The 17,457-nt window shown below is 65.9% G+C and carries 19 protein-coding genes; 3 read left to right on the forward strand and 16 right to left on the reverse strand.

The features are described from left to right. The coding region (locus tag Q0Q48_RS16775; RefSeq protein WP_295139900.1) for a hypothetical protein at positions 1-259 on the forward strand (259 nt) is incomplete at its 5' end. Here the strand turns inward: Q0Q48_RS16775 and era are convergent. From era to folK, 8 genes are all read right to left on the reverse strand, one after another. Continuing rightward, entirely contained in the window at positions 256-1,188 is a 933-nt protein-coding gene (gene era / locus Q0Q48_RS16780) for a GTPase Era (RefSeq protein WP_295139902.1), read from the reverse strand. The two genes, Q0Q48_RS16775 and era, sit on opposite strands and share 4 nt — an antisense overlap. After that, positions 1,185-1,937: a ribonuclease III gene (gene rnc / locus Q0Q48_RS16785; RefSeq protein WP_295139904.1), complete on the reverse strand. Its 753-nt coding sequence runs from the start codon at positions 1,935-1,937 to the stop codon at positions 1,185-1,187. Before rnc ends, era begins: the two co-directional genes overlap by 4 nt. After that, entirely contained in the window at positions 1,889-2,713 is an 825-nt protein-coding gene (gene lepB / locus Q0Q48_RS16790; protein ID WP_295139906.1) for a signal peptidase I, read from the reverse strand. The genes rnc and lepB overlap by 49 nt, the downstream gene beginning before the upstream one ends. Before the next feature lie 107 nt (positions 2,714-2,820). Then, the gene (gene acpS, locus Q0Q48_RS16795) at positions 2,821-3,222 is read right to left on the reverse strand and encodes a holo-ACP synthase (RefSeq protein ID WP_295139908.1); all 402 of its coding nucleotides are present in this window, start codon (positions 3,220-3,222) and stop codon (positions 2,821-2,823) included. Beyond that, positions 3,219-3,971: a pyridoxine 5'-phosphate synthase gene (locus Q0Q48_RS16800; RefSeq protein WP_295139909.1), complete on the reverse strand. Its 753-nt coding sequence runs from the start codon at positions 3,969-3,971 to the stop codon at positions 3,219-3,221. The genes acpS and Q0Q48_RS16800 overlap by 4 nt, the downstream gene beginning before the upstream one ends. 34 nt (positions 3,972-4,005) lie before the next feature. Continuing rightward, on the reverse strand, positions 4,006-6,186 hold the full coding sequence (locus tag Q0Q48_RS16805; RefSeq protein WP_295139911.1) for a bifunctional (p)ppGpp synthetase/guanosine-3',5'-bis(diphosphate) 3'-pyrophosphohydrolase: 2,181 nt from the start codon (positions 6,184-6,186) through the stop codon (positions 4,006-4,008). Between the two features lie 93 nt (positions 6,187-6,279). Further along, entirely contained in the window at positions 6,280-6,642 is a 363-nt protein-coding gene (rpoZ, locus tag Q0Q48_RS16810) for a DNA-directed RNA polymerase subunit omega (RefSeq protein WP_295139913.1), read from the reverse strand. Between the two features lie 34 nt (positions 6,643-6,676). Further along, on the reverse strand, positions 6,677-7,234 hold the full coding sequence (gene folK / locus Q0Q48_RS16815; RefSeq protein ID WP_295139915.1) for a 2-amino-4-hydroxy-6-hydroxymethyldihydropteridine diphosphokinase: 558 nt from the start codon (positions 7,232-7,234) through the stop codon (positions 6,677-6,679). Positions 7,235-7,371: 137 nt separating this feature from the next. Between folK and Q0Q48_RS16820 the strand changes: the two genes are divergently transcribed. Next, positions 7,372-7,995, forward strand: a complete 624-nt coding sequence (locus tag Q0Q48_RS16820; protein WP_295139917.1) for an NYN domain-containing protein — start codon at positions 7,372-7,374, stop codon at positions 7,993-7,995. Between the two features lie 13 nt (positions 7,996-8,008). Further along, positions 8,009-8,659, forward strand: coding sequence for a uracil-DNA glycosylase (locus tag Q0Q48_RS16825; protein ID WP_295139918.1), 651 nt, complete (start codon positions 8,009-8,011; stop codon positions 8,657-8,659). 3 nt (positions 8,660-8,662) lie between these two features. On the opposite strand, the gene Q0Q48_RS16830 is transcribed toward Q0Q48_RS16825, so the two are convergent. From Q0Q48_RS16830 to Q0Q48_RS16865, 8 genes are all read right to left on the reverse strand, one after another. After that, the gene (locus Q0Q48_RS16830; RefSeq protein ID WP_295139919.1) at positions 8,663-9,136 is read right to left on the reverse strand and encodes a glutathione peroxidase; all 474 of its coding nucleotides are present in this window, start codon (positions 9,134-9,136) and stop codon (positions 8,663-8,665) included. 14 nt (positions 9,137-9,150) lie between these two features. Further along, positions 9,151-9,825 carry a sulfite oxidase-like oxidoreductase gene (locus tag Q0Q48_RS16835; RefSeq protein ID WP_295139921.1) on the reverse strand — a complete coding sequence of 225 codons (675 nt, stop codon included), beginning with the start codon at positions 9,823-9,825 and terminating at the stop codon, positions 9,151-9,153. 8 nt (positions 9,826-9,833) lie between these two features. Continuing rightward, positions 9,834-11,369 carry an acyl-CoA synthetase gene (locus tag Q0Q48_RS16840; RefSeq protein ID WP_295139923.1) on the reverse strand — a complete coding sequence of 512 codons (1,536 nt, stop codon included), beginning with the start codon at positions 11,367-11,369 and terminating at the stop codon, positions 9,834-9,836. Beyond that, entirely contained in the window at positions 11,366-11,989 is a 624-nt protein-coding gene (locus tag Q0Q48_RS16845) for a TetR/AcrR family transcriptional regulator (protein WP_295139925.1), read from the reverse strand. Before Q0Q48_RS16845 ends, Q0Q48_RS16840 begins: the two co-directional genes overlap by 4 nt. 62 nt (positions 11,990-12,051) lie before the next feature. Continuing rightward, positions 12,052-13,224, reverse strand: coding sequence for an isovaleryl-CoA dehydrogenase (locus tag Q0Q48_RS16850; protein ID WP_295139927.1), 1,173 nt, complete (start codon positions 13,222-13,224; stop codon positions 12,052-12,054). Positions 13,225-13,251: 27 nt separating this feature from the next. Then, positions 13,252-13,695 (reverse strand): hypothetical protein, encoded by a 444-nt coding sequence (locus Q0Q48_RS16855; protein ID WP_295139929.1) that lies wholly within the window; start codon positions 13,693-13,695, stop codon positions 13,252-13,254. A gap of 26 nt (positions 13,696-13,721) precedes the next feature. Next, complete coding sequence (mgtE, locus tag Q0Q48_RS16860; protein WP_295139931.1) at positions 13,722-15,083, reverse strand: magnesium transporter; 1,362 nt, start codon at positions 15,081-15,083, stop codon at positions 13,722-13,724. Beyond that, complete coding sequence (locus Q0Q48_RS16865) at positions 15,080-17,362, reverse strand: NADP-dependent malic enzyme (RefSeq protein ID WP_295139933.1); 2,283 nt, start codon at positions 17,360-17,362, stop codon at positions 15,080-15,082. Before Q0Q48_RS16865 ends, mgtE begins: the two co-directional genes overlap by 4 nt. Positions 17,363-17,457: the final 95 nt, after the last annotated feature.

A 17,457-nucleotide genomic window follows, 5' to 3' on the forward strand; every position in this document is an offset into this window, starting at 1 on the left:
GGCGGTCTCGGCGGCCCCGCTCGTCGTCGGGAGCCGGGCTTATATGGGCCACCCCGCACACCGTCAACGGGAAATTTACGATTCCGTAACGATGACTCGGAGGACGGCGCAATTGCATCGGTTGCGGGGCTCGCCGCACCAAGCCGCCGTTATCTATTTAGGCGATCATACGCGCCTCGCAAGGCTGCCGGATCGCCTCATTTCCTTCGTCACCATCGCCGAATCGGTGTCCGGCGACGGCCGCATCAATTCAGGCTAGGACTGATAGTCGAGGCCGATCGTGCGGTAGTGGGAAGGATCGTCCGCCCAGCGTTCGCTCACCTTCACATGCAGGAAGAGATGAACCGGGCGCTCGAGCATCTGCGAGAGCTCGTGGCGGGCGCGGGCGCCGATCTGCTTGATGCGGGCGCCGCCCTTGCCGAGGAAAATCGCGCGCTGGCCCTCGCGCTGGACGTGGATCGTCTGCTCGACCCGGACGCTGCCGTCGGGACGATCCTCCCATTTCTCCGTCTCGACCGCCGCCTCATAGGGCAGCTCCTGGTGAAGCTGCAGGAACACCTGCTCGCGCGTCACCTCGGCCGCCAGCAGCCGCAACGGCAGGTCCGCCGCCTGGTCCTCGGGGTAGAGGAACGGCCCCGGCGGCATGGCCTGCGCGAAAGCCGTCAACAGGTCGCCAATGCCGTCGGCCTTGAGCGCGCTCACCATGAAGGTGCGCTCGAACGGCACGATCGCGTTCAGCTCGGCCGTCAGCGCCAGCAGCTTCTCGCGCGGCACCAGGTCGATCTTGTTCAGGACCAGGAAGCGCGGCGTGCGCGAATCCTTCAGCCGCCCGGCGATAGCCTTCGTCTCCTCGCCGACGCCACGTTCGGCATCGACCACCAGCGCCACCAGGTCGGCATCGTCGGCGCCCTGCCAGGCGGCGGCGACCATGGCGCGCTCCAAGCGCCGCTTGGCGACGCGGAAGATGCCGGGCGTGTCGACCAGCACGACCTGCGCCCGCGAGGGCCCCTTGCCGGTGTCGGGAAGGTCCGTCATGGCGATGCCGATCACGCGCATGCGCGTCGTCTGCACCTTGGGCGACACGATGCTCACCTTGGAACCGACCAGGCCGTTCACCAGGGTCGATTTGCCGGCATTCGGCGCCCCGACGACGGCGACGAAGCCGGCCCGCGTTGCAGCTGTGCTCATGCCCCGTTCAACCTTTCCAGCAGTGTCATGGCAGCCAACCGCTCGGCCTCGCGCTTGCTGCCGCCCCGGCCGCGCGCCGGTTCGTACCCCTTGAGGACGGCATCGACCACGAAAACCGGGGCGTGAGGCGGACCCTCGCGATCGACTTCCAGATAGACGGGCAGTGGCAGGCGGCGGGCCTGCGCCCATTCCTGCAGTGCCGTCTTGGGATCGCGCGGCACCACCACCTGGTTGCTCAGGCGGTGGCCCCACAGCAGGGCCACGCTGGCCGCCGCGGCTTCGAGCCCGGCATCCAGAAAGATGGCACCGAGCAGCGCCTCCAGCGCATCCGCCAGGATGTTGGGCCGAACGCTGGTCCCCGGAGTACGCTCCGAATCGCCGAGGCGCAGATGTCTGCCCAGATCGATTTCCGTGGCGATTTCGACCAGTGTCTCGGCGCGCACGAGAGCGGCGTGGCGGCGTGCCAGTTCGCCCTCGCGCTCGCGCGGGAAGCGGCGCAACAGCAGGTCAGCCATCGCGAGTGACAGCACGCGGTCGCCCAGGAATTCCAGCCGTTCGTTGCCGTTCGGGAAGGCCGCCTTGAGTTCGGGGCGGCGGTCGAGCGCGCTGCGATGGGTCAGCGCCTCCGAGGCAAGCTCGGGATGCGCGAAAACATGACCCACACCCTTCGACAGCGCCGCGAGATCGACGTCCGTCGAGATCAGTGGATTGCCATGAAGAAGCGGTTCCAGCGTATCGCCTCGGGCCATTTCCACGGTTCCAGCCAGCCGGCAGCCGACGGGTCATGCGAGAAGAAGATGAACTCCGCCCGGCCGACGAGATTCTCCGAAGGCACGTACCAGCCGAGCTGGTCGCGGTCTCGCGTCGAGCCGGAGAAGTCGCGCAGCATCAGCCGCGTTCGGCTATCGAGCGAATCGTCGCGATTGTCGCCCATGACGAAGTAGCTGCCGGCCGGCACGAGGAACTCCGGCGTATTGTCGGCCATGCCGTCGTCGCGATATTCGAGCACCGTGTAGCGGCGGCCGTTGGGCAGGGTTTCGCTGTAGAGCGTACCCTTCTGGTAGTGGCCGTTGTTGCCCTTCACATAGTCGCCGATCTTCAACCGGTCGACGGCCACGCCGTTGATGTGCAGCAGACCATTGGTCACCTGGATGCGATCGCCCGGCATGCCGACGATGCGCTTGATGTAGTCGGTACGGTTGACACCCTGGCCCTGGTCGCCGGGATACTTGAACACGGCCACGTCACCGCGCTCAGGCGGCGAACCGAAGATCCGGCCCGAAAAGACGCCGAGGGAGAACGGGAAGGAGTGCTTGCTATATCCGTAGGAATACTTGGACACGAACAGGTAGTCGCCGACCAACAGGGTCGGGATCATCGAGCCGCTGGGAATATTGAAGGGCTCGATGGCGAAGGTCCGCACGACCAGAGCGATCAGGACGGCGTAGACCACCGTCCGGACGGTTTCGCCCCAGCCGCCGGTCTTTTCTTGTGATCTCTTACGACGCTCAGCCACGTCCGTCATCGCCGTACCAGTTTGAACAAGCCGGGGCTATAGCAGGGCCCGGGGTCCCTGTCTCCCGCCGCAACCGCGGCATGGGGGCTCTGTGATCGCCCAAAGCGCCTTGCGGATCATGGATTCGGGACCGCCGAGATGATCACGACTGCTTGAGCGAGCGGGTATTCGTCGGTGATGCTCAAGTCGATTTGGGCGGTCATGCCTACCGGTGTGATCTTTTGCAGCCGGGCCAGTGCCCCGCCCGTCAAGGCCAGGGTGGGCTTGCCGCTTTTCTGATTGATCACACCCATGTCACGCCAGAAAACGCCGGCCCGCAACCCGGTGCCCAGCGCCTTGGCACAGGCCTCCTTGGCGGCAAACCGCTTGGCGTAGCTGGCTGCACGGGTCGCCCGGCCTTCCGAGCGCTTTTGCTCGGTTTCCGTGAAGACACGCTGCACGAAGCGCTCGCCAAACCGCTCCAGGGACTTCTCGATACGCCGGATGTCGCAGAGGTCGTTGCCGAGGCCGATGATCACGCGGTCGCTCCGCCCGCCCGCGCGGCGTCCATGATGCCACGCATCTCGCGGATCGCCGGCTCCAGGCCGACGAAGATCGCCTCACCAATCAGGAAATGGCCAATATTGAGCTCCCGTACTTCGGGAATGGCGGCGACCGGCGCCACATCGGCGTAGCTCAGCCCGTGGCCGGCATGGCATTCGAGCCCGAGCCTCGCGCACATTGCCGCCGCCTCGCGGATGCGTCGCAATTCCACCTGCTTGGCCTCGCCCTCGACCTCGCAGTAGCGACCTGTGTGCAACTCCACGACCGGAGCCCCCAGCGCGACGGCCGCCTCGAGCTGGCGCGGATCGGCCTCGATGAAGAGCGAGACCCGGATGCCGGCGTCGCGCAGGCGCGCCACCATCGGTTTCAGATGGCTGTGCTGGCCGGCTGCGTCGAGCCCGCCTTCGGTCGTCCGCTCCTCGCGCTTTTCCGGCACGATGCAGGCGGCGTGCGGGCGATGGCGCAGCGCGATGCTGACCATCTCCTCGGTCGCTGCCATCTCGAAATTCAGCGGCACCTTGAGTTCCCGCATCAAGCCTTCGATGTCGGCATCGATGATGTGGCGCCGGTCCTCGCGCAGATGCGCGGTGATGCCGTCGGCGCCGGCCGCCTCGGCCAGGCGCGCCGCACGCAGCGGATCAGGCAGATGTCCGCCGCGAGCGTTACGCACGGTGGCGACGTGGTCGATGTTGACACCGAGACGAAGGGGGTTGAGCGCAGTCATACGCGTCTTTCGCAATGGGAGGGTGAGGAAACCGTCAATTGCGGGCGCGTTCGACGGCGTTGATGGCGGGAGTGGCGCGCAGCGCCGCAGTGATGTCTGCCAAGTGCTTCACGTCGGACACCTCGACGTCGATCACCATGTCGAAGAAATCCATCGACCTGTTGACGATGCGCAGGTTGGAGATGTTGCCCTGGTGGCGGGCGATCACCGTCGACAGGCTCGACAGGCTGCCGGGCTGGTTGGCAACCGTGATCTTGAGCCGTCCCGTATAGACGCCGCCGCCGCCCTCGCTGACCGAATCCCAGCCGACATCGATCCAGCGCTCCGGCGCCTCGGAGAAGCTCTCCAGGGTGGCGCAATCGATCGTATGGATGGTGACGCCCTTGCCGGTCGTGATGATGCCGACGATGCGGTCGCCCGGCAGCGGATGGCAGCAGCGCGCGAAGTGCACCGCCATGCCCGGGATCAGCCCGCGAATGGGGATCTGCTCGCCCTCAAGCTTGCCCCCTCGCCCACCCTCGGCGCTCTTGCCGGACTTCGACCGCGCCCGCGAGATCGGCACGACGTCGGCGCCGCCCTTTCGAGGCTGCTTCAGCCCCGGATAGACGGCCGTCAGGACCTCACGGGCACCGACCAGGCCGGCGCCAACCGTCGCGATCAGGTCGTCCGTGGACGCCTGCTTGAAGTTGATGCGCACACCGTCGAGGCCCTTCTCGGTGACCTCGTAGCCTTCCTCGTGAAAGGCCTTCTCGAGCAGCGACTTGCCGAGCTGGATGTACTGCTCGCGCTGGCGCGTCCGGATGAAGCGCCGGATCGCGGCCTTGGCCTTGCCGGTGACGACGAAGCGTTCCCAGGTCGGCGACGGCGTCTGCGCCTTCGACGTGATGATCTCGACCTGGTCGCCGTTCGAGAGCTGGGTGCGCAGCGGCAGCATGCGGCCGTTGATCTTGGCGCCGACGCAGGTGTCGCCCACCTGGCTATGCACCGCATAGGCGAAGTCGATCGGCGTGGCGCCGCGCGGCAGGGCGATCAGCTTGCCCTTGGGCGTGAAGCAGAAGACCTGGTCCTGGAACATCTCGAGCTTGGTGTGCTCGAGGAACTCCTCGGCGTTGGGCGCCTTGTCGAGGATGTCCATGAGGCTGCGCAGCCAGGCATATTGCGGCGCATCGGTCGACGGCCCACCCTGCTTGTAGATCCAATGCGCGGCAACGCCGCGCTCCGCCTGGTCCTGCATCTCCTCGGTGCGGATCTGGATCTCGATGCGCTGGCCGAGCGGGCCGATCACGCCGGTGTGCAGCGAGCGGTAGCCGTTGGGCTTGGGAACCGAGATGTAGTCCTTGAAGCGCTGCGGCAGCACCTGGTAGCGGCCGTGCAGCAGGCCGAGCGCCTGATAGCACTGCGCCACGTCCGCGACGATGATGCGGAACGCCATGATGTCGGAGAGCTGCTCAAAGGATACGTTCTTCCTCTGCATCTTCCGCCAGATCGAGTAGGGTGACTTCTCGCGGCCCGAGACCTGGGCCTCGAGGCCACCCTCCTTCAGCGTCCGGACCAGCTCGACCTCGATCTGGGGCACAAGCTTGTCGCCGCGCTCGCGCAGGTAGCCCTGGCGCGCCAGCACCGAGGCGCGGCCGTCGGGGTTGAGTTCGGCGAAGGCCAGTTCCTCGAGTTCGCGCTTCACCTTCTCCATGCCGATGCGTGACGCAAGCGGCGCGTAGAGATCCATGGTCTCGCGCGCGATGCGCCGGCGGCGCGCCGGCTCCTTGATGTGGTGCAGCGTGCGCATGTTGTGCAGGCGGTCGGCGAGCTTCACCAGCAGCACGCGGATGTCCGACGACATGGCCAGCACCAGCTTGCGCAGGTTCTCGGCCTCCTTCGTACTCTCCGACTGGATTTCGAGTCGGGAGAGCTTGGTGACGCCGTCGACCAGGCGCGCAACGTCCTCGCCGAACAGTCCGGCGATCTCGTCGCGTGTGGCGTCGGTATCCTCGAGCGTGTCGTGCAGCAGGCCGGTGACGATCGAATCCGTGTCGAGCCGCATCTCGGCCAGGATGCCGGCAACTTCGACAGGGTGAGAGAAATAGGGGTCGCCCGAGGCACGGAGCTGGTTGCCGTGCTTCTTCAGGCCATAGACGTAGGCGCGGTTCAGCATGTCCTCGTCCGCATCCGGATCGTAGGAATGTACGCGCTCGACGAGTTCAAACTGACGAATCATGACAATCGCCCATTATATGGGGACGATTGCGTGCACTCCACGGCGATTGCACGAATAGCAGGCTGAGCGCCGCTAGGGCTCAGCCCTCGACCATCATTCGCTGACGTCGTCTTCCTCGGCCATCGGCAGCGCCTTGGGCTGGGCCGCTTCCGCACCGCCCTGCGCCAGCGCCGCCGCCAGCTCCTGCTCGAGTTCGGCCATCTCGTTGACTTCCTCGGGCTTGTCGACGTCGGCGTGCTTCTGCATGCCGGAGATCAGGGAATCCTTCAGGACAGCCTGGTCGAGCTTCATCTCGGCGATCTCGCGCAGCGCCACGACCGGGTTCTTGTCACGATCGCGGTCGAGCGTGATCTGGGCGCCGGCCGAGATGTCGCGGGCGCGCTGCGAGGCAAACATGACCAGTTCGAAACGGTTGGGGACCTGCACGATGCAGTCTTCGACGGTGACACGCGCCATGGCGGGAACCTCAGAATTTCCTGGAAGCCGGCGGTTATACCCGCCCCGGCCCAAAAGGCAAGCCGGCGGCCTGGAAGGGCTGGGCGACCTGATCCGCCGGCAGGGCCTTCAGCAGGTCCTGGATCGACGCGCCGGACACCGGGTGGCGCCAGGTTGGTGCGAGATCGGCCAAAGGCCGCAGGACGAAGGCCCGTTCCGCCATCCGGGGATGCGGCAGGATGGCTCTCCCGGCCCCCGGCACGGCAATTTCCCCACGATAATCGAGCAAATCAAGATCGATCAGCCGGGGTGCATTGGGCACGCTGCGAACCCGGCCGAACAGATCCTCGATCTCGTGCAGGGTGGCCAGCAGGTCGTCCGCGGAGAGCGACGTGGCGATCTCGGCCACCACGTTCACGTACCAGGGCTGATCCGAGACCGGCACCGGGGCCGTCCTGTACCAGCGGGAATAGCGCAATACGCGGATCTTCCACCGATCCAGCTCCAGCAAGGCGGCGTGCAGGGTCTCGCGGGGAGAGGTGTAGGACGGATGGGGCAGATTGGCGCCGGCACCAATGAAAATCGGTCGGTCGCCTGTGTTGTCCACCAGCACGCTCCCTCAACCCCTTGTGATCTATGGGTTAACAACCTACTCTTAATATGTTCAAGGAAAGGCTCGGGTTACCAGCCTTCCATTGCTGCATAATTTTTCGCTCGCCAGCGCATATTCGTCAAAAGGGTTTGGTCGCCATGAAGGGCAATTTCTACGAGAATGAGCGCGTCGCGCTCTTCATCGACGGTGCGAATCTCTATTCGGCCGCCCGCTCCTTGGGCTTCGACATCGACTATCGCCGCCTTCTGAAAGTGTTCCGGGAAAAAGGCCGGCTGGTCCGGGCGTATTATTACACGGCCTTGGTCGAGGATCAGGAGTATTCGCCCATCCGGCCGCTGATCGATTGGCTGGATTACAACGGCTATACCATGGTCACCAAGCCGGCCAAGGAATTCACCGATGCCATGGGCCGCCGCAAGGTCAAGGGCAACATGGACATCGAGCTGGCCATCGACGTGCTCGAAATGGCCGACCATCTCGACCATGTGATCCTGTTCTCCGGCGACGGCGACTTCCGCCGGCTGGTCGAGGCCGTCCAGCGCCGCGGAATCCGGGTCTCGGTCGTCAGCACCATCAAGTCAGCCCCGCCGATGGTGGCCGACGAGTTGCGCCGCCAGGCCGACGACTTCATCGAACTGTCCGAACTGGCGCCGCTGATCGCCCGCAACCCGTCGGAGCGCGCCCCGCGCCCGGCCGCGACCAACCGCGAGGCCGAAGCGGAGTATGATGCGCCGCCCGAATCCCTGATGCGCTCGGCCTAGGCCAACCGCTTCAGTGCCCGCATCCTCCTTCGAAGAGCCGCCGCTCGACTGCCTGCGCTGTCCGAGGCTCGCCGCCTTCCGCCACGACCTGCGGGGCAAGTTCCCGGACTGGAAGAATGCGCCGGTCCGCTCGTTCGGCAAACTCGACGCCCGGCTGCTGATCGTCGGGCTCGCCCCCGGCATGAAGGGCGCCAACCGCACCGGCCGCCCCTTCACCGGCGACTATGCCGGCGACCTCCTCTACTCGACCTTGCTGAGGTTCGGCTTCGCGCAGGGCACCTATCGCGCCGATCCGAACGACGGGCTTCAGCTCGTGGACTGCCGGATCGCCAACGCGGTGCGTTGCCTCCCGCCCGAGAACAAGCCGTTGCCCGTCGAATTCACAGCCTGCCGCCCGTTCCTGCAGTCAGAGCTTGCCGTCATGCCGAAGCTGCGGGTCCTGGTGGCGCTGGGCAAGGGTGCCCACGACCAGATCCTGCGGGCCCTGACCGTGCGGCCGGCGGGCGCGTACCCGTTCATCCACAACAAACTTCATGAATTGCCGACGGGCCTGGTGCTTGCCGACAGCTATCACTGCTCGCGCTACAACACGAACACCGGCCGGCTCACGACCGAGATGTTCCACGAAGTGTTCGGCGGCGTCCGCCGCGCCCTCGACGCCTGAGCCTCAGAGCACCGCCTCGATCGCCGATGTGATCTCGCTCGAGACCGGCCGCACGCGGCTCGGCCAGGCGCCCTGCAGGCTGCCGTCCTTGCCGATCAGGTACTTGTGGAAGTTCCACATGGGCGCCACGCCCTCGCCCGCTTCCGTCGCGATCCACCTGTAGAGCGGGTGGGCTTCGGGGCCGATCACCTTCTGCTTCGCGGTCATCGGGAAGGTGACGTCGTACACAGACTCGCAGAACTTCGCGATCTCGCCTTCGCTGCGCGGCTCCTGCTCGCCGAAGTCGTTGCAGGGCACGCCCAGCACGACGAGGCCGCGCGGACCGTAGGTCTCATGCAGGGCCTGGAGGTCTGTGTATTGCGGTGTGAACCCGCAATAGGAGGCGACGTTGACAAGCAGGATCGGCCTGCCGGCCAAGGCCTGAAGCTCCAGCGGCTTGCCGTCGAGGGCGGTGAAGCTGAAATTGTGCGCGCCCATGTCAGGCCTCCCTATCAAGGCTCGTCGTCGTAGCGCTGCTCGCGCCACGGATCGCCATAGTTGTGATAGCCGCGCGTTTCCCAGAAACCCGGCTTGTCGAACTCCGAGAACTCGATGCGCTTGATCCACTTGGCGCTCTTCCAGAAATAAAGCTTCGGAATCACCACGCGCAGCGGCCCGCCATGCTCGCGGCTGATCGGCTCGCCGTTCCAGCTCCAGGCCAGCATGACGTCTTCTGCGGCGAAGTCGGCCAGCGGCACGTTGGTCCTGTAGGTGTCGTAGGAATGGAAAATGACGTGCCGCGCCTGCGCCTTGGGCTTCACCAGGGCGATCAGGTCGCGGGCGCTCACGCCTTCCCATCGATTGTCATAGCGCGACCAGGCGGTGACGCAGTGGATGTCGGTCGTCAGTTCGGTCTTCGGCAATCCGGTGAACTCATCCCACTTCAGAGTGACGGGAGCTTCGACCTCACCGTCGACGAACAGGCGCCACGCATGGGTGGGAATCTCGGGCTTGATGCCGAGATCGAGGACCGGCCAGGTCCCGACCAGCCGCTGGCCGGGTGGCAGCCGCTCCGAGTGCGCCGCGGTCTTGCCAGTCAGCAGACGGCCTTCCTCGGCCCACTTCTGCTTGCTCTCGACCAGCTTGCCCTTCAGCTCGCCGGACAGGGTGACGTCGTCATCGGCCATGGATTTCCTCAGATGCTGCGGCCCGCCCTCTCCCAATATGGCGCACGCAGCTTGCGTTTGAAGATCTTGCCCGAATCCTCACGCGGAAGTGCGGAGCTGAACTCGACGACCCGCGGCACCTTGTAACGCGCCAGGTGCTCCCCGAGATAGGCACGCACGGATGCCGCATCGAGGGTGGCGCCGGCAGCCGGCTCGACATGGGCGCAGATCTGCTCACCGAATTCCTCGTCCGGGATGCCGAACACGGCGCAGTCACGCACGCCCGGCATCTGGATCAGCGCCCCCTCGATCTCGGCCGGGTAGATGTTCACCCCGCCCGAGATGATCATGTCGCGCTTGCGATCGCACAGAAACAGGAAGCCGTCGGCATCGACGTAGCCCACGTCGCCCACGGTGACGAGCTCGCCCAGTGCAATCTCGCGCCGCTTGGCGTCGTCGTTGTTGTAGGTGAACTCCGAAAGATGGGGACCGCGCAGGTAGATCTCGCCGACCTGCCCCTGTTTCACGTCGCGCCCCTCCTCGTCGACGATGCGCAGGATGCCGCCGGGCACCAGCCGGCCCACCGTGCCGGGCTTGCGCAATGCCTCTTCGGAACCGTGCCAGACGACGACGCCCGTTTCCGTCGCACCGTAGTATTCGTTGATGACCGGCCCCCACCACTCGATCATCTGGCGCTTCACGGCCGGCGCGCAGGGTGCGGCGCCGTGGCTGACGAAACTCAGCGACGAGACGTCGTGGCGCGCCCGGACTTCCGCCGGCAGGCGCAGCAGGCGGACGAACATGGTCGGCACGATGTGCATGTGGCTGACGCCGTGCCGTGCGATCAGGCGCAGCATATCCTCCGCCTCGAAGCGCGGCTGCAGCACCATGTGCAGGCCGAGGCGCGCGCTCGCCATGCCGTAGGCGGCCGGGGCGGAGTGGTACATCGGGCCGTTCATCAGCACGACGATCGACCGATCGGGCTTCAGCCCCCAGAACAGGGCGGCTTCCTGGGCACCCGCCGCCTGCTGCGCGGGCGTGCTCGGCTGGCGCCGAACGCCCTTGGGCCGCCCCGTGGTGCCCGACGTATAGATCATGCTGCCGCGGGAGGGCCGCGGCGGCGCCGTGCGGGGCGAGAAAGCCGCGACGAAATCCTCCCAAGCCTCCGCGCCCGCCGGCACGCGGCGTTTTTCGTCCGGTACCCCGTAAGCGGCGGCAATCTCGTCCGGTGTCGGAACAGCGAAAACCTTCACGCCCTCGGGCACACCACCGGCGATCTGTGCCAGCAGGTCCGTATGCGCCACCAGTACGCTCGCGCCGCTGTCGCGCAGGATGTAGTTCGCCTCCTCGGGCGTGAAGTGCCAGTTGATCGGCACTGCGTAGGCACCGATCTGGCTCGCGGCCATGTTGACTTCGAAGGTCTCGAAGTCGTTGCGCAGCATCAGGGCGACGCTGCCATTCTCGCCGACACCCAACGCCTCGAGCCCGCCGGCCGCCCGCGCGGCGTTGGCCTGGATCTCGGCCCAGCTGCGGAACCGCTCGCCCGCCGTGACGCCTGCCGTCATTGTTTTTTCCCCGTCTTCTTTGGAGCCGCCAAGGCGCCCTTGAACATCAGCGCGCCGTGATAGCCGGCGAGCGTCCGGATATCCGGCCCGTTCTCCAGCATGCCGGCCTGCCGCAGCATGACCAGACCGTGCGTGGCGGCCCACATGGACCAGCCGAACAGCATTGGATCGGCGTCGATCAGCCCGGCCTTCACCATGTCCTCGGCCTGACGGGTCACGAAGGTACGCGCCCGCTTGCACTCGCGTACCAAGTCGGGATGCTCGTCGCTGATCGGCTGGTCGATCTCGAACATAATGCGATAGGCATGCGGATGCTCGTCGGCGAACTGCAGATAGGCATCGCCCACGCGGCGCGCGCTGTCGAGCGGCCCCTCCGCCCCCGCCGCAGCGGCTTCCAGCGCGTCGGCAAACTGGGCGAAGGCCTGCGCCCGCACGGTCGCCAGGATGTCGGCCTTGTCCTTGAAGTAGCGGTAGGGTGTCTTCGGGCTGCAGCCCAGCGCCTCGGCGAGTTGGCGCATGGTCACGCCCTCATAGCCGAAACGGGCGAATCTTTCGGTCGCGACCCGGCACAACCCGGCGCGGAAATCGGCGATATCCTTTTCGGTCAGATAGCGCGGCATCGGAGGCTTTCCATACACACTGTGTACGAAAAAGCCTCCTCCGGGTCAAATGCCGTCGTCCGTCAGGCGGTCTCGGCGAACAGTTCGCGGCCGATCAGCATGCGGCGGATCTCGCTGGTGCCGGCGCCGATCTCGTAGAGCTTGGCGTCGCGCAGCAGGCGGCCGGTCGGATAGTCGTTGATGTAGCCGTTGCCGCCCAGCAGCTGGATGGCGTCGAGTGCCACCATCGTCGCTTTCTCGGCGGCATAGAGGATCGCCCCGGCCGAATCCTTGCGCGTGGTCTGGCCGCGGTCGCAGGCCCTGGCGACGGCATACACATAGGCCTTGCAGGCATTCATCGTCGTGTACATGTCGGCGAGCTTGCCCTGGACCAGCTGGAACTCGCCGATCGCCTGGCCGAACTGCTTGCGCTCGTGGACATAGGGTACGACGATGTCCATCGCCGCCTGCATGATGCCGATGGGGCCCGCCGCCAGGACGGCACGCTCGTAGTCGAGCCCGCTCATCAGCACGTTGACGCCCTTGCCCACTGCGCCCAGCACGTTCTCCTCGGGGATCTCGCAATCCTCGAACACGAGTTCGCCGGTCGAGGAGCCGCGCATGCCCATTTTGTCGAGCTTCTGCGCGACCTTGAACCCCTTGCGGTCGGTCTCGACGATGAAGGTCGTGATGCCGCGCGGCCCGGCGGCCGGATCGGTCTTGGCATAGACCACGATCAGCTGCGCGTCGGGGCTGTTGGTGATCCACATCTTGGTGCCATTCAGGACGTAGCGGTCGCCCTTCTTCTCGGCCCGCAGCTTCATCGATACGACGTCGGAGCCGGCGCCCGATTCGCTCATGGCGAGGCTGCCGACATGCTCGCCGGAGATCAGCCCGGGCAGGAAGCGGCGCTTCTGCTCGTCGGTGCCAGTGCGGCGGATCTGGTTGATGCAGAGGTTGGAGTGGGCGCCGTAGCTCAGCCCGACTGCGGCAGAGGCACGGCTGATCTCCTCGACCGCGATGACATGCTCAAGATAGCCGAGGCCCGAACCGCCGAACTCTTCCTCGACGGTGATGCCGTGCAGACCGAGTTCACCCATCTTCGGCCACAGCTCGCGCGGGAACCGGTCGGTCTTGTCGATCTCGGCGGCGATCGGCGCGACCTCTGTCGAGGCAAAGCGCTGGACCTGGTCGCGCAGCGCGTCGGCCGTTTCTCCCAGGCCGAAATCGAACGGCGGCATCGCATTCGGAATCATCTTCGTCTTACCTGCTATGGGATTGCATCAGGACTTGGAACCCAGCTTGACGTGGATGCGGATCAGCTTCCACTCGCCGTCTGACGGAATGAACTCGAGCTCGAAGAGCAGCCGCGACGGCTCCGTCGGGAAGCTGCCCTTCACCACCAGCTTGCCGTCGCCGTCGACGACCGGCGCCGGATCATAGGCCGGCTTCATGGCGGCGATGATGTCGAAATCGGCATTGCCCTGGCCGAATTCCTTGAACGTCTCCTTAAGTTTCTCTGGCGAGAACTGCTGGCGGAAAGGCTTGGACAGCTTGGCGTGCAGCACGGAATAGTTTCCGGTGACGTTGGCATCGTTGAGGGTCAGCAGCGAACTCTTGACTAGTGCTTCCAGTGGCCGGTCGGACGGCACCTTGTTCTGCGCTTGTGCCACGGAAGCACCCAGCATCAGGGCGAATGCAACCACCAGGCGGACGATTGCCGACATGAACGACCTCCGCCGCAAAGGATACCTCAAAGCAGGAAGATCGTCGCCAGCCCGAGGAAGGTGAGAAATCCGGTCACGTCGGTAACCATGGTCAGGAAAACCGTCGAGGAGACGGCGGGGTCGACGCCGAATTTCTGTAGACCAAGCGGGATCAGCGAGCCAGCCAGCGCCGCGGCCATGAGATTGCAGACCATGGCGGCGGCGATCACGGCACCGAGCCGCCAGTCGTGGAAGATCAGGATCACGCCCACGGCCAACAAAAGTGCGAACAACAGTCCGTTGAGACTGCCCACGACCGCTTCCTTGGCGATGAAGCGCATCCCGTTGGCGGCGGTAAGCTCGCCCATCGCCAGGGCGCGCACCGTGACGGTGACGGTCTGGATGCCGGCATTGCCGCCCATCGACGCGACGATCGGCATGAGAGCGGCCAGGATCACGATCTTCTCGATCGTGTCTTCGAACCGGCTGATGACGAATGACGCGACAAGGGCGGTCGCGACGTTGACCAGCAGCCAGGGCGCCCGCATCCGGGCGGTGGTCACGGTGTCGGCATGCATGTCGTCGGCGCCGACGCCTCCCATCTTAAGCAGGTCCTCCTCGGCCTCTTCGTCGATCACGTCGACGACGTCGTCGACCATGATCACGCCCTGCAGCCGCCCGTTACCGTCGACGACCGGACACGAGACCAGGTTCTTGTCGCGGAAGACGTGCGCCACCTCGGCCTGGTCAGCCATCGCCGGCAGCGAAGGGATGTCGGGATCGACGATGTCTAGGATCGGAACGGGCCGCTTGGTCCGCAGCATGCGGCCGAGCGGCACCGAACCGCGCAGTCGGCCCGCCGCATCGACGACGAAGATGTCGTAGACGTCGTCGGGCAGGTCAGTCGCCTCGCGGCAATAGTCGATCACCTGGCCCACGGTCCAGGTATCGGCGACCTTGACCAGCGAGCGCTGCATGAGGCGCCCGGCCGTATCTTCCGGATAGGCCAGCGCCCGCTCGATGTCGGCGCGCTCCTCGGCCGGCAGCTCGGCCAGGACCTCCCGCCGTTCGTCCTCTGAAAGGTCCTCCAGAATGGTGGCCGCATCGTCGGCCTCCAATTCGCGTGCAGCGGCCGCGATTTCCTTGCTGTCGAGCTGATCGAGAACGTCCTCGAGGACTTCCTCGTCGAGTTCGGTCAGGGTCTCGGGATCGAGATCGTCCTTGAGGATCCCGACCAGTGTGTCGCGCTCATCCTCCGAAATCTGTTCGAGGATGGAGGCCTGGCCAGTCGCGCTGAGGTTAGCCAGCAGCCCCCGCGCCTCTTCCGGCCTGTTCTCGACAAGGGCCGCCTCAACTCGCCGGACGAGTTCCGGCGTGACTTCATCGACGAGATCGATCTCGCCGCTCATCCACGCGCCTCGGCGAGGCGCTGCGCTTCGACCACCGCCAGGGCGGTCATGTTGAGGATGCCGCGGGCAGTGACCGACGGCGTGAGCACATGCGCCGGCAGATCTGTGCCGAGCAGGATTGGTCCGATATGCAGCCCGTCAGCCGCCTCCTTCAGCAGGTTGAAGGAGATGTTGGCGGCATCCAGCGACGGGCAGACAACCAGGTTCGCCGCCTCCTTCAGCCTAGACCGCGGAAAGACGCTGTTGCGGATTTCGACGTTCAGCGCGGCGTCGCCGTGCATCTCGCCATCGACCTCGAGGGTCGGCGCCCGCTGGTGCAGGATCTTCACCGCGGTCGCCATCTTCCTGGCCGACGCATGCTCGGAACTGCCGAAGCTCGAATGCGAGATCAGGGCGACCTTGGGCTGGATACCGAAACGCAGGACCTCGTCCGCGGCCAGCAGGGTGATCTCGGCCAGCGTCTCGGGATCCGGATCGTCGTTCACGTAGGTGTCGGCAATGAACAGCGCGCGGGTCGGCATGACCAGCAGGCTGAGGGCCGCCATGTTCTTCGCCCCTTGGCGCAGGCCGATGACGTCGCGCACATGGGCCAGGTGCGTGCGGAAGCGGCCATAGGCGCCGGCGATCATCGCGTCGGCGTCCCCCAGCTTCACGGCCAAGGCCGCGATGAGCGTCGGGCTGGAGCGTACCAGGTTGCGGGCCGTCGGTTCGGTGACGCCGCGCCGCTCCATCAGCTCGTGATAGGCGCCCCAGTACTTGTCGTAGCGCGGGTCGCGGGACGGATCGACCAGCTCGATGTCGACGCCCGGCTGGAACCGCAGGCCGAGGCGCTCGGCCCGGCGCTTTATGATCTCCGGCCGGCCGATCAGGATCGGCCTGGCGATCCCTTCGTCGAGGATGATCTGCGCGGCGCGCAGCACGCGATCATCCTCGCCGGCGCTGAAGATCACCCGCTTGGGATCGGAGCGCGCCTGGGCGAACACCGGCCGCATGACGAGACCGGACTTGAAGACGAACTGGCTGAGCTGCTGGCGATAGGCGTCGAAATCCGTGATCGGGCGCGTCGCGACGCCGCTATCCATGGCGGCCTTCGCGACGGCCGGCGCCAGCTCGACGATCAGGCGCGGATCGAACGGCTTGGGGATGATCTGGCTGGGACCGAAGCCGCCAGCCTGCTCGCCGAAGGCGCGCGCCACGACGTCGGACGGTTCCTTCCGCGCCAGCGCCGCGAGCGCCCGCACGCAGGCGATCTTCATCTCGTCGTTGACGGTCGTGGCGCCGACGTCGAGCGCGCCCCGGAATATGTAGGGGAAGCAGAGGACGTTGTTGACCTGGTTGGGATAGTCGCTGCGGCCGGTCGCCATGATGGCGTCGTCGCGGACACCCGCGACGTCTTCCGGCGCGATCTCGGGATTGGGATTGGCCAGCGCGAAGATCAGCGGCCTGGCGGCCATCCGGGCCACCATATCGGGCTTCAGGACGCCGGCGGCAGAAAGCCCCAGGAACACGTCGGCGCCGCCGATCACCTCGCCCAGGGTGCGGGCCTGCGTGTCACGGGCATAGCGCTCCTTCCACGGGTCCATCAGCTCGTTGCGGCCCTTCCAGACCACGCCGGCGATGTCGGTGACCCACATGTTCTCCCGCGGCAAGCCGAGCTTCTCCAGCACGCCGAGGCAGGACAGGGCCGCCGCGCCCGCGCCGGATACGACGAGCTTCACCTTGGCAATATCCTTGCCGACCAGCGACAGCGCGTTGAACAGCGCGGCGCCGACGATGATGGCGGTGCCGTGCTGGTCGTCGTGGAATACCGGGATCTTCATGCGCTCGCGCAGCTTCTGCTCGACGTAGAAGCACTCAGGCGCCTTGATATCCTCTAGGTTGATGCCGCCGAAGGTCGGCTCGAGGGAGGCCACGATGTCGACCAGCTTCTCCTGGTCGAGTTCGGCCAGTTCGAGGTCGAAGACGTCGATGCCGGCGAACTTCTTGAAGAGCACACCCTTGCCCTCCATCACCGGCTTGGCTGCCAGCGGGCCGATCGCACCGAGGCCCAGCACGGCAGTGCCATTGGTCACGACGGCGACCAGGTTCGCACGGGAGGTGAGTTCGGCGGCGGTTCCGGGATCGCGTACGATCTCGTTGCAGGCTGCTGCCACGCCAGGCGAATAGGCCAGCGAAAGGTCGCGCTGGGTCGCCAGCGGTTTGGTTGGAACGACCTCGATCTTCCCGGGCCGCGGCAGGCGATGGTACCGGAGGGCGCTTTCGCTGAGTTCGTCCGCCAAAGCTCATCTCCTCGCCTGAAAAACAAAAGGGCCGCCGGTTGGGATTTACCAACAGGCGGCGACCTCTCGTCTACCTTATTCATTCGAACCGGCGA

Source organism: uncultured Reyranella sp., from assembly GCF_945957355.1.
Classification (GTDB): domain Bacteria; phylum Pseudomonadota; class Alphaproteobacteria; order Reyranellales; family Reyranellaceae; genus Reyranella.

Excerpts from the sequence above, each read along its gene's own strand:
- era (WP_295139902.1), bottom strand. The coding sequence starts at position 1,188 with ATGAGCACAGCTGCAACGCGGGCCGGCTTCGTCGCCGTCGTCGGGGCG.
- rnc (WP_295139904.1), bottom strand. The coding sequence starts at position 1,937 with ATGGCCCGAGGCGATACGCTGGAACCGCTTCTTCATGGCAATCCACTG.
- lepB (WP_295139906.1), bottom strand. The coding sequence starts at position 2,713 with ATGACGGACGTGGCTGAGCGTCGTAAGAGATCACAAGAAAAGACCGGC.
- Q0Q48_RS16800 (WP_295139909.1), bottom strand. The coding sequence starts at position 3,971 with ATGACTGCGCTCAACCCCCTTCGTCTCGGTGTCAACATCGACCACGTC.
- Q0Q48_RS16805 (WP_295139911.1), bottom strand. The coding sequence starts at position 6,186 with ATGATTCGTCAGTTTGAACTCGTCGAGCGCGTACATTCCTACGATCCG.
- rpoZ (WP_295139913.1), bottom strand. The coding sequence starts at position 6,642 with ATGGCGCGTGTCACCGTCGAAGACTGCATCGTGCAGGTCCCCAACCGT.
- Q0Q48_RS16820 (WP_295139917.1), top strand. The coding sequence starts at position 7,372 with ATGAAGGGCAATTTCTACGAGAATGAGCGCGTCGCGCTCTTCATCGAC.
- Q0Q48_RS16830 (WP_295139919.1), bottom strand. The coding sequence starts at position 9,136 with ATGGGCGCGCACAATTTCAGCTTCACCGCCCTCGACGGCAAGCCGCTG.
- Q0Q48_RS16835 (WP_295139921.1), bottom strand. The coding sequence starts at position 9,825 with ATGGCCGATGACGACGTCACCCTGTCCGGCGAGCTGAAGGGCAAGCTG.
- Q0Q48_RS16840 (WP_295139923.1), bottom strand. The coding sequence starts at position 11,369 with ATGACGGCAGGCGTCACGGCGGGCGAGCGGTTCCGCAGCTGGGCCGAG.
- Q0Q48_RS16845 (WP_295139925.1), bottom strand. The coding sequence starts at position 11,989 with ATGCCGCGCTATCTGACCGAAAAGGATATCGCCGATTTCCGCGCCGGG.
- Q0Q48_RS16850 (WP_295139927.1), bottom strand. The coding sequence starts at position 13,224 with ATGATTCCGAATGCGATGCCGCCGTTCGATTTCGGCCTGGGAGAAACG.
- Q0Q48_RS16855 (WP_295139929.1), bottom strand. The coding sequence starts at position 13,695 with ATGTCGGCAATCGTCCGCCTGGTGGTTGCATTCGCCCTGATGCTGGGT.
- mgtE (WP_295139931.1), bottom strand. The coding sequence starts at position 15,083 with ATGAGCGGCGAGATCGATCTCGTCGATGAAGTCACGCCGGAACTCGTC.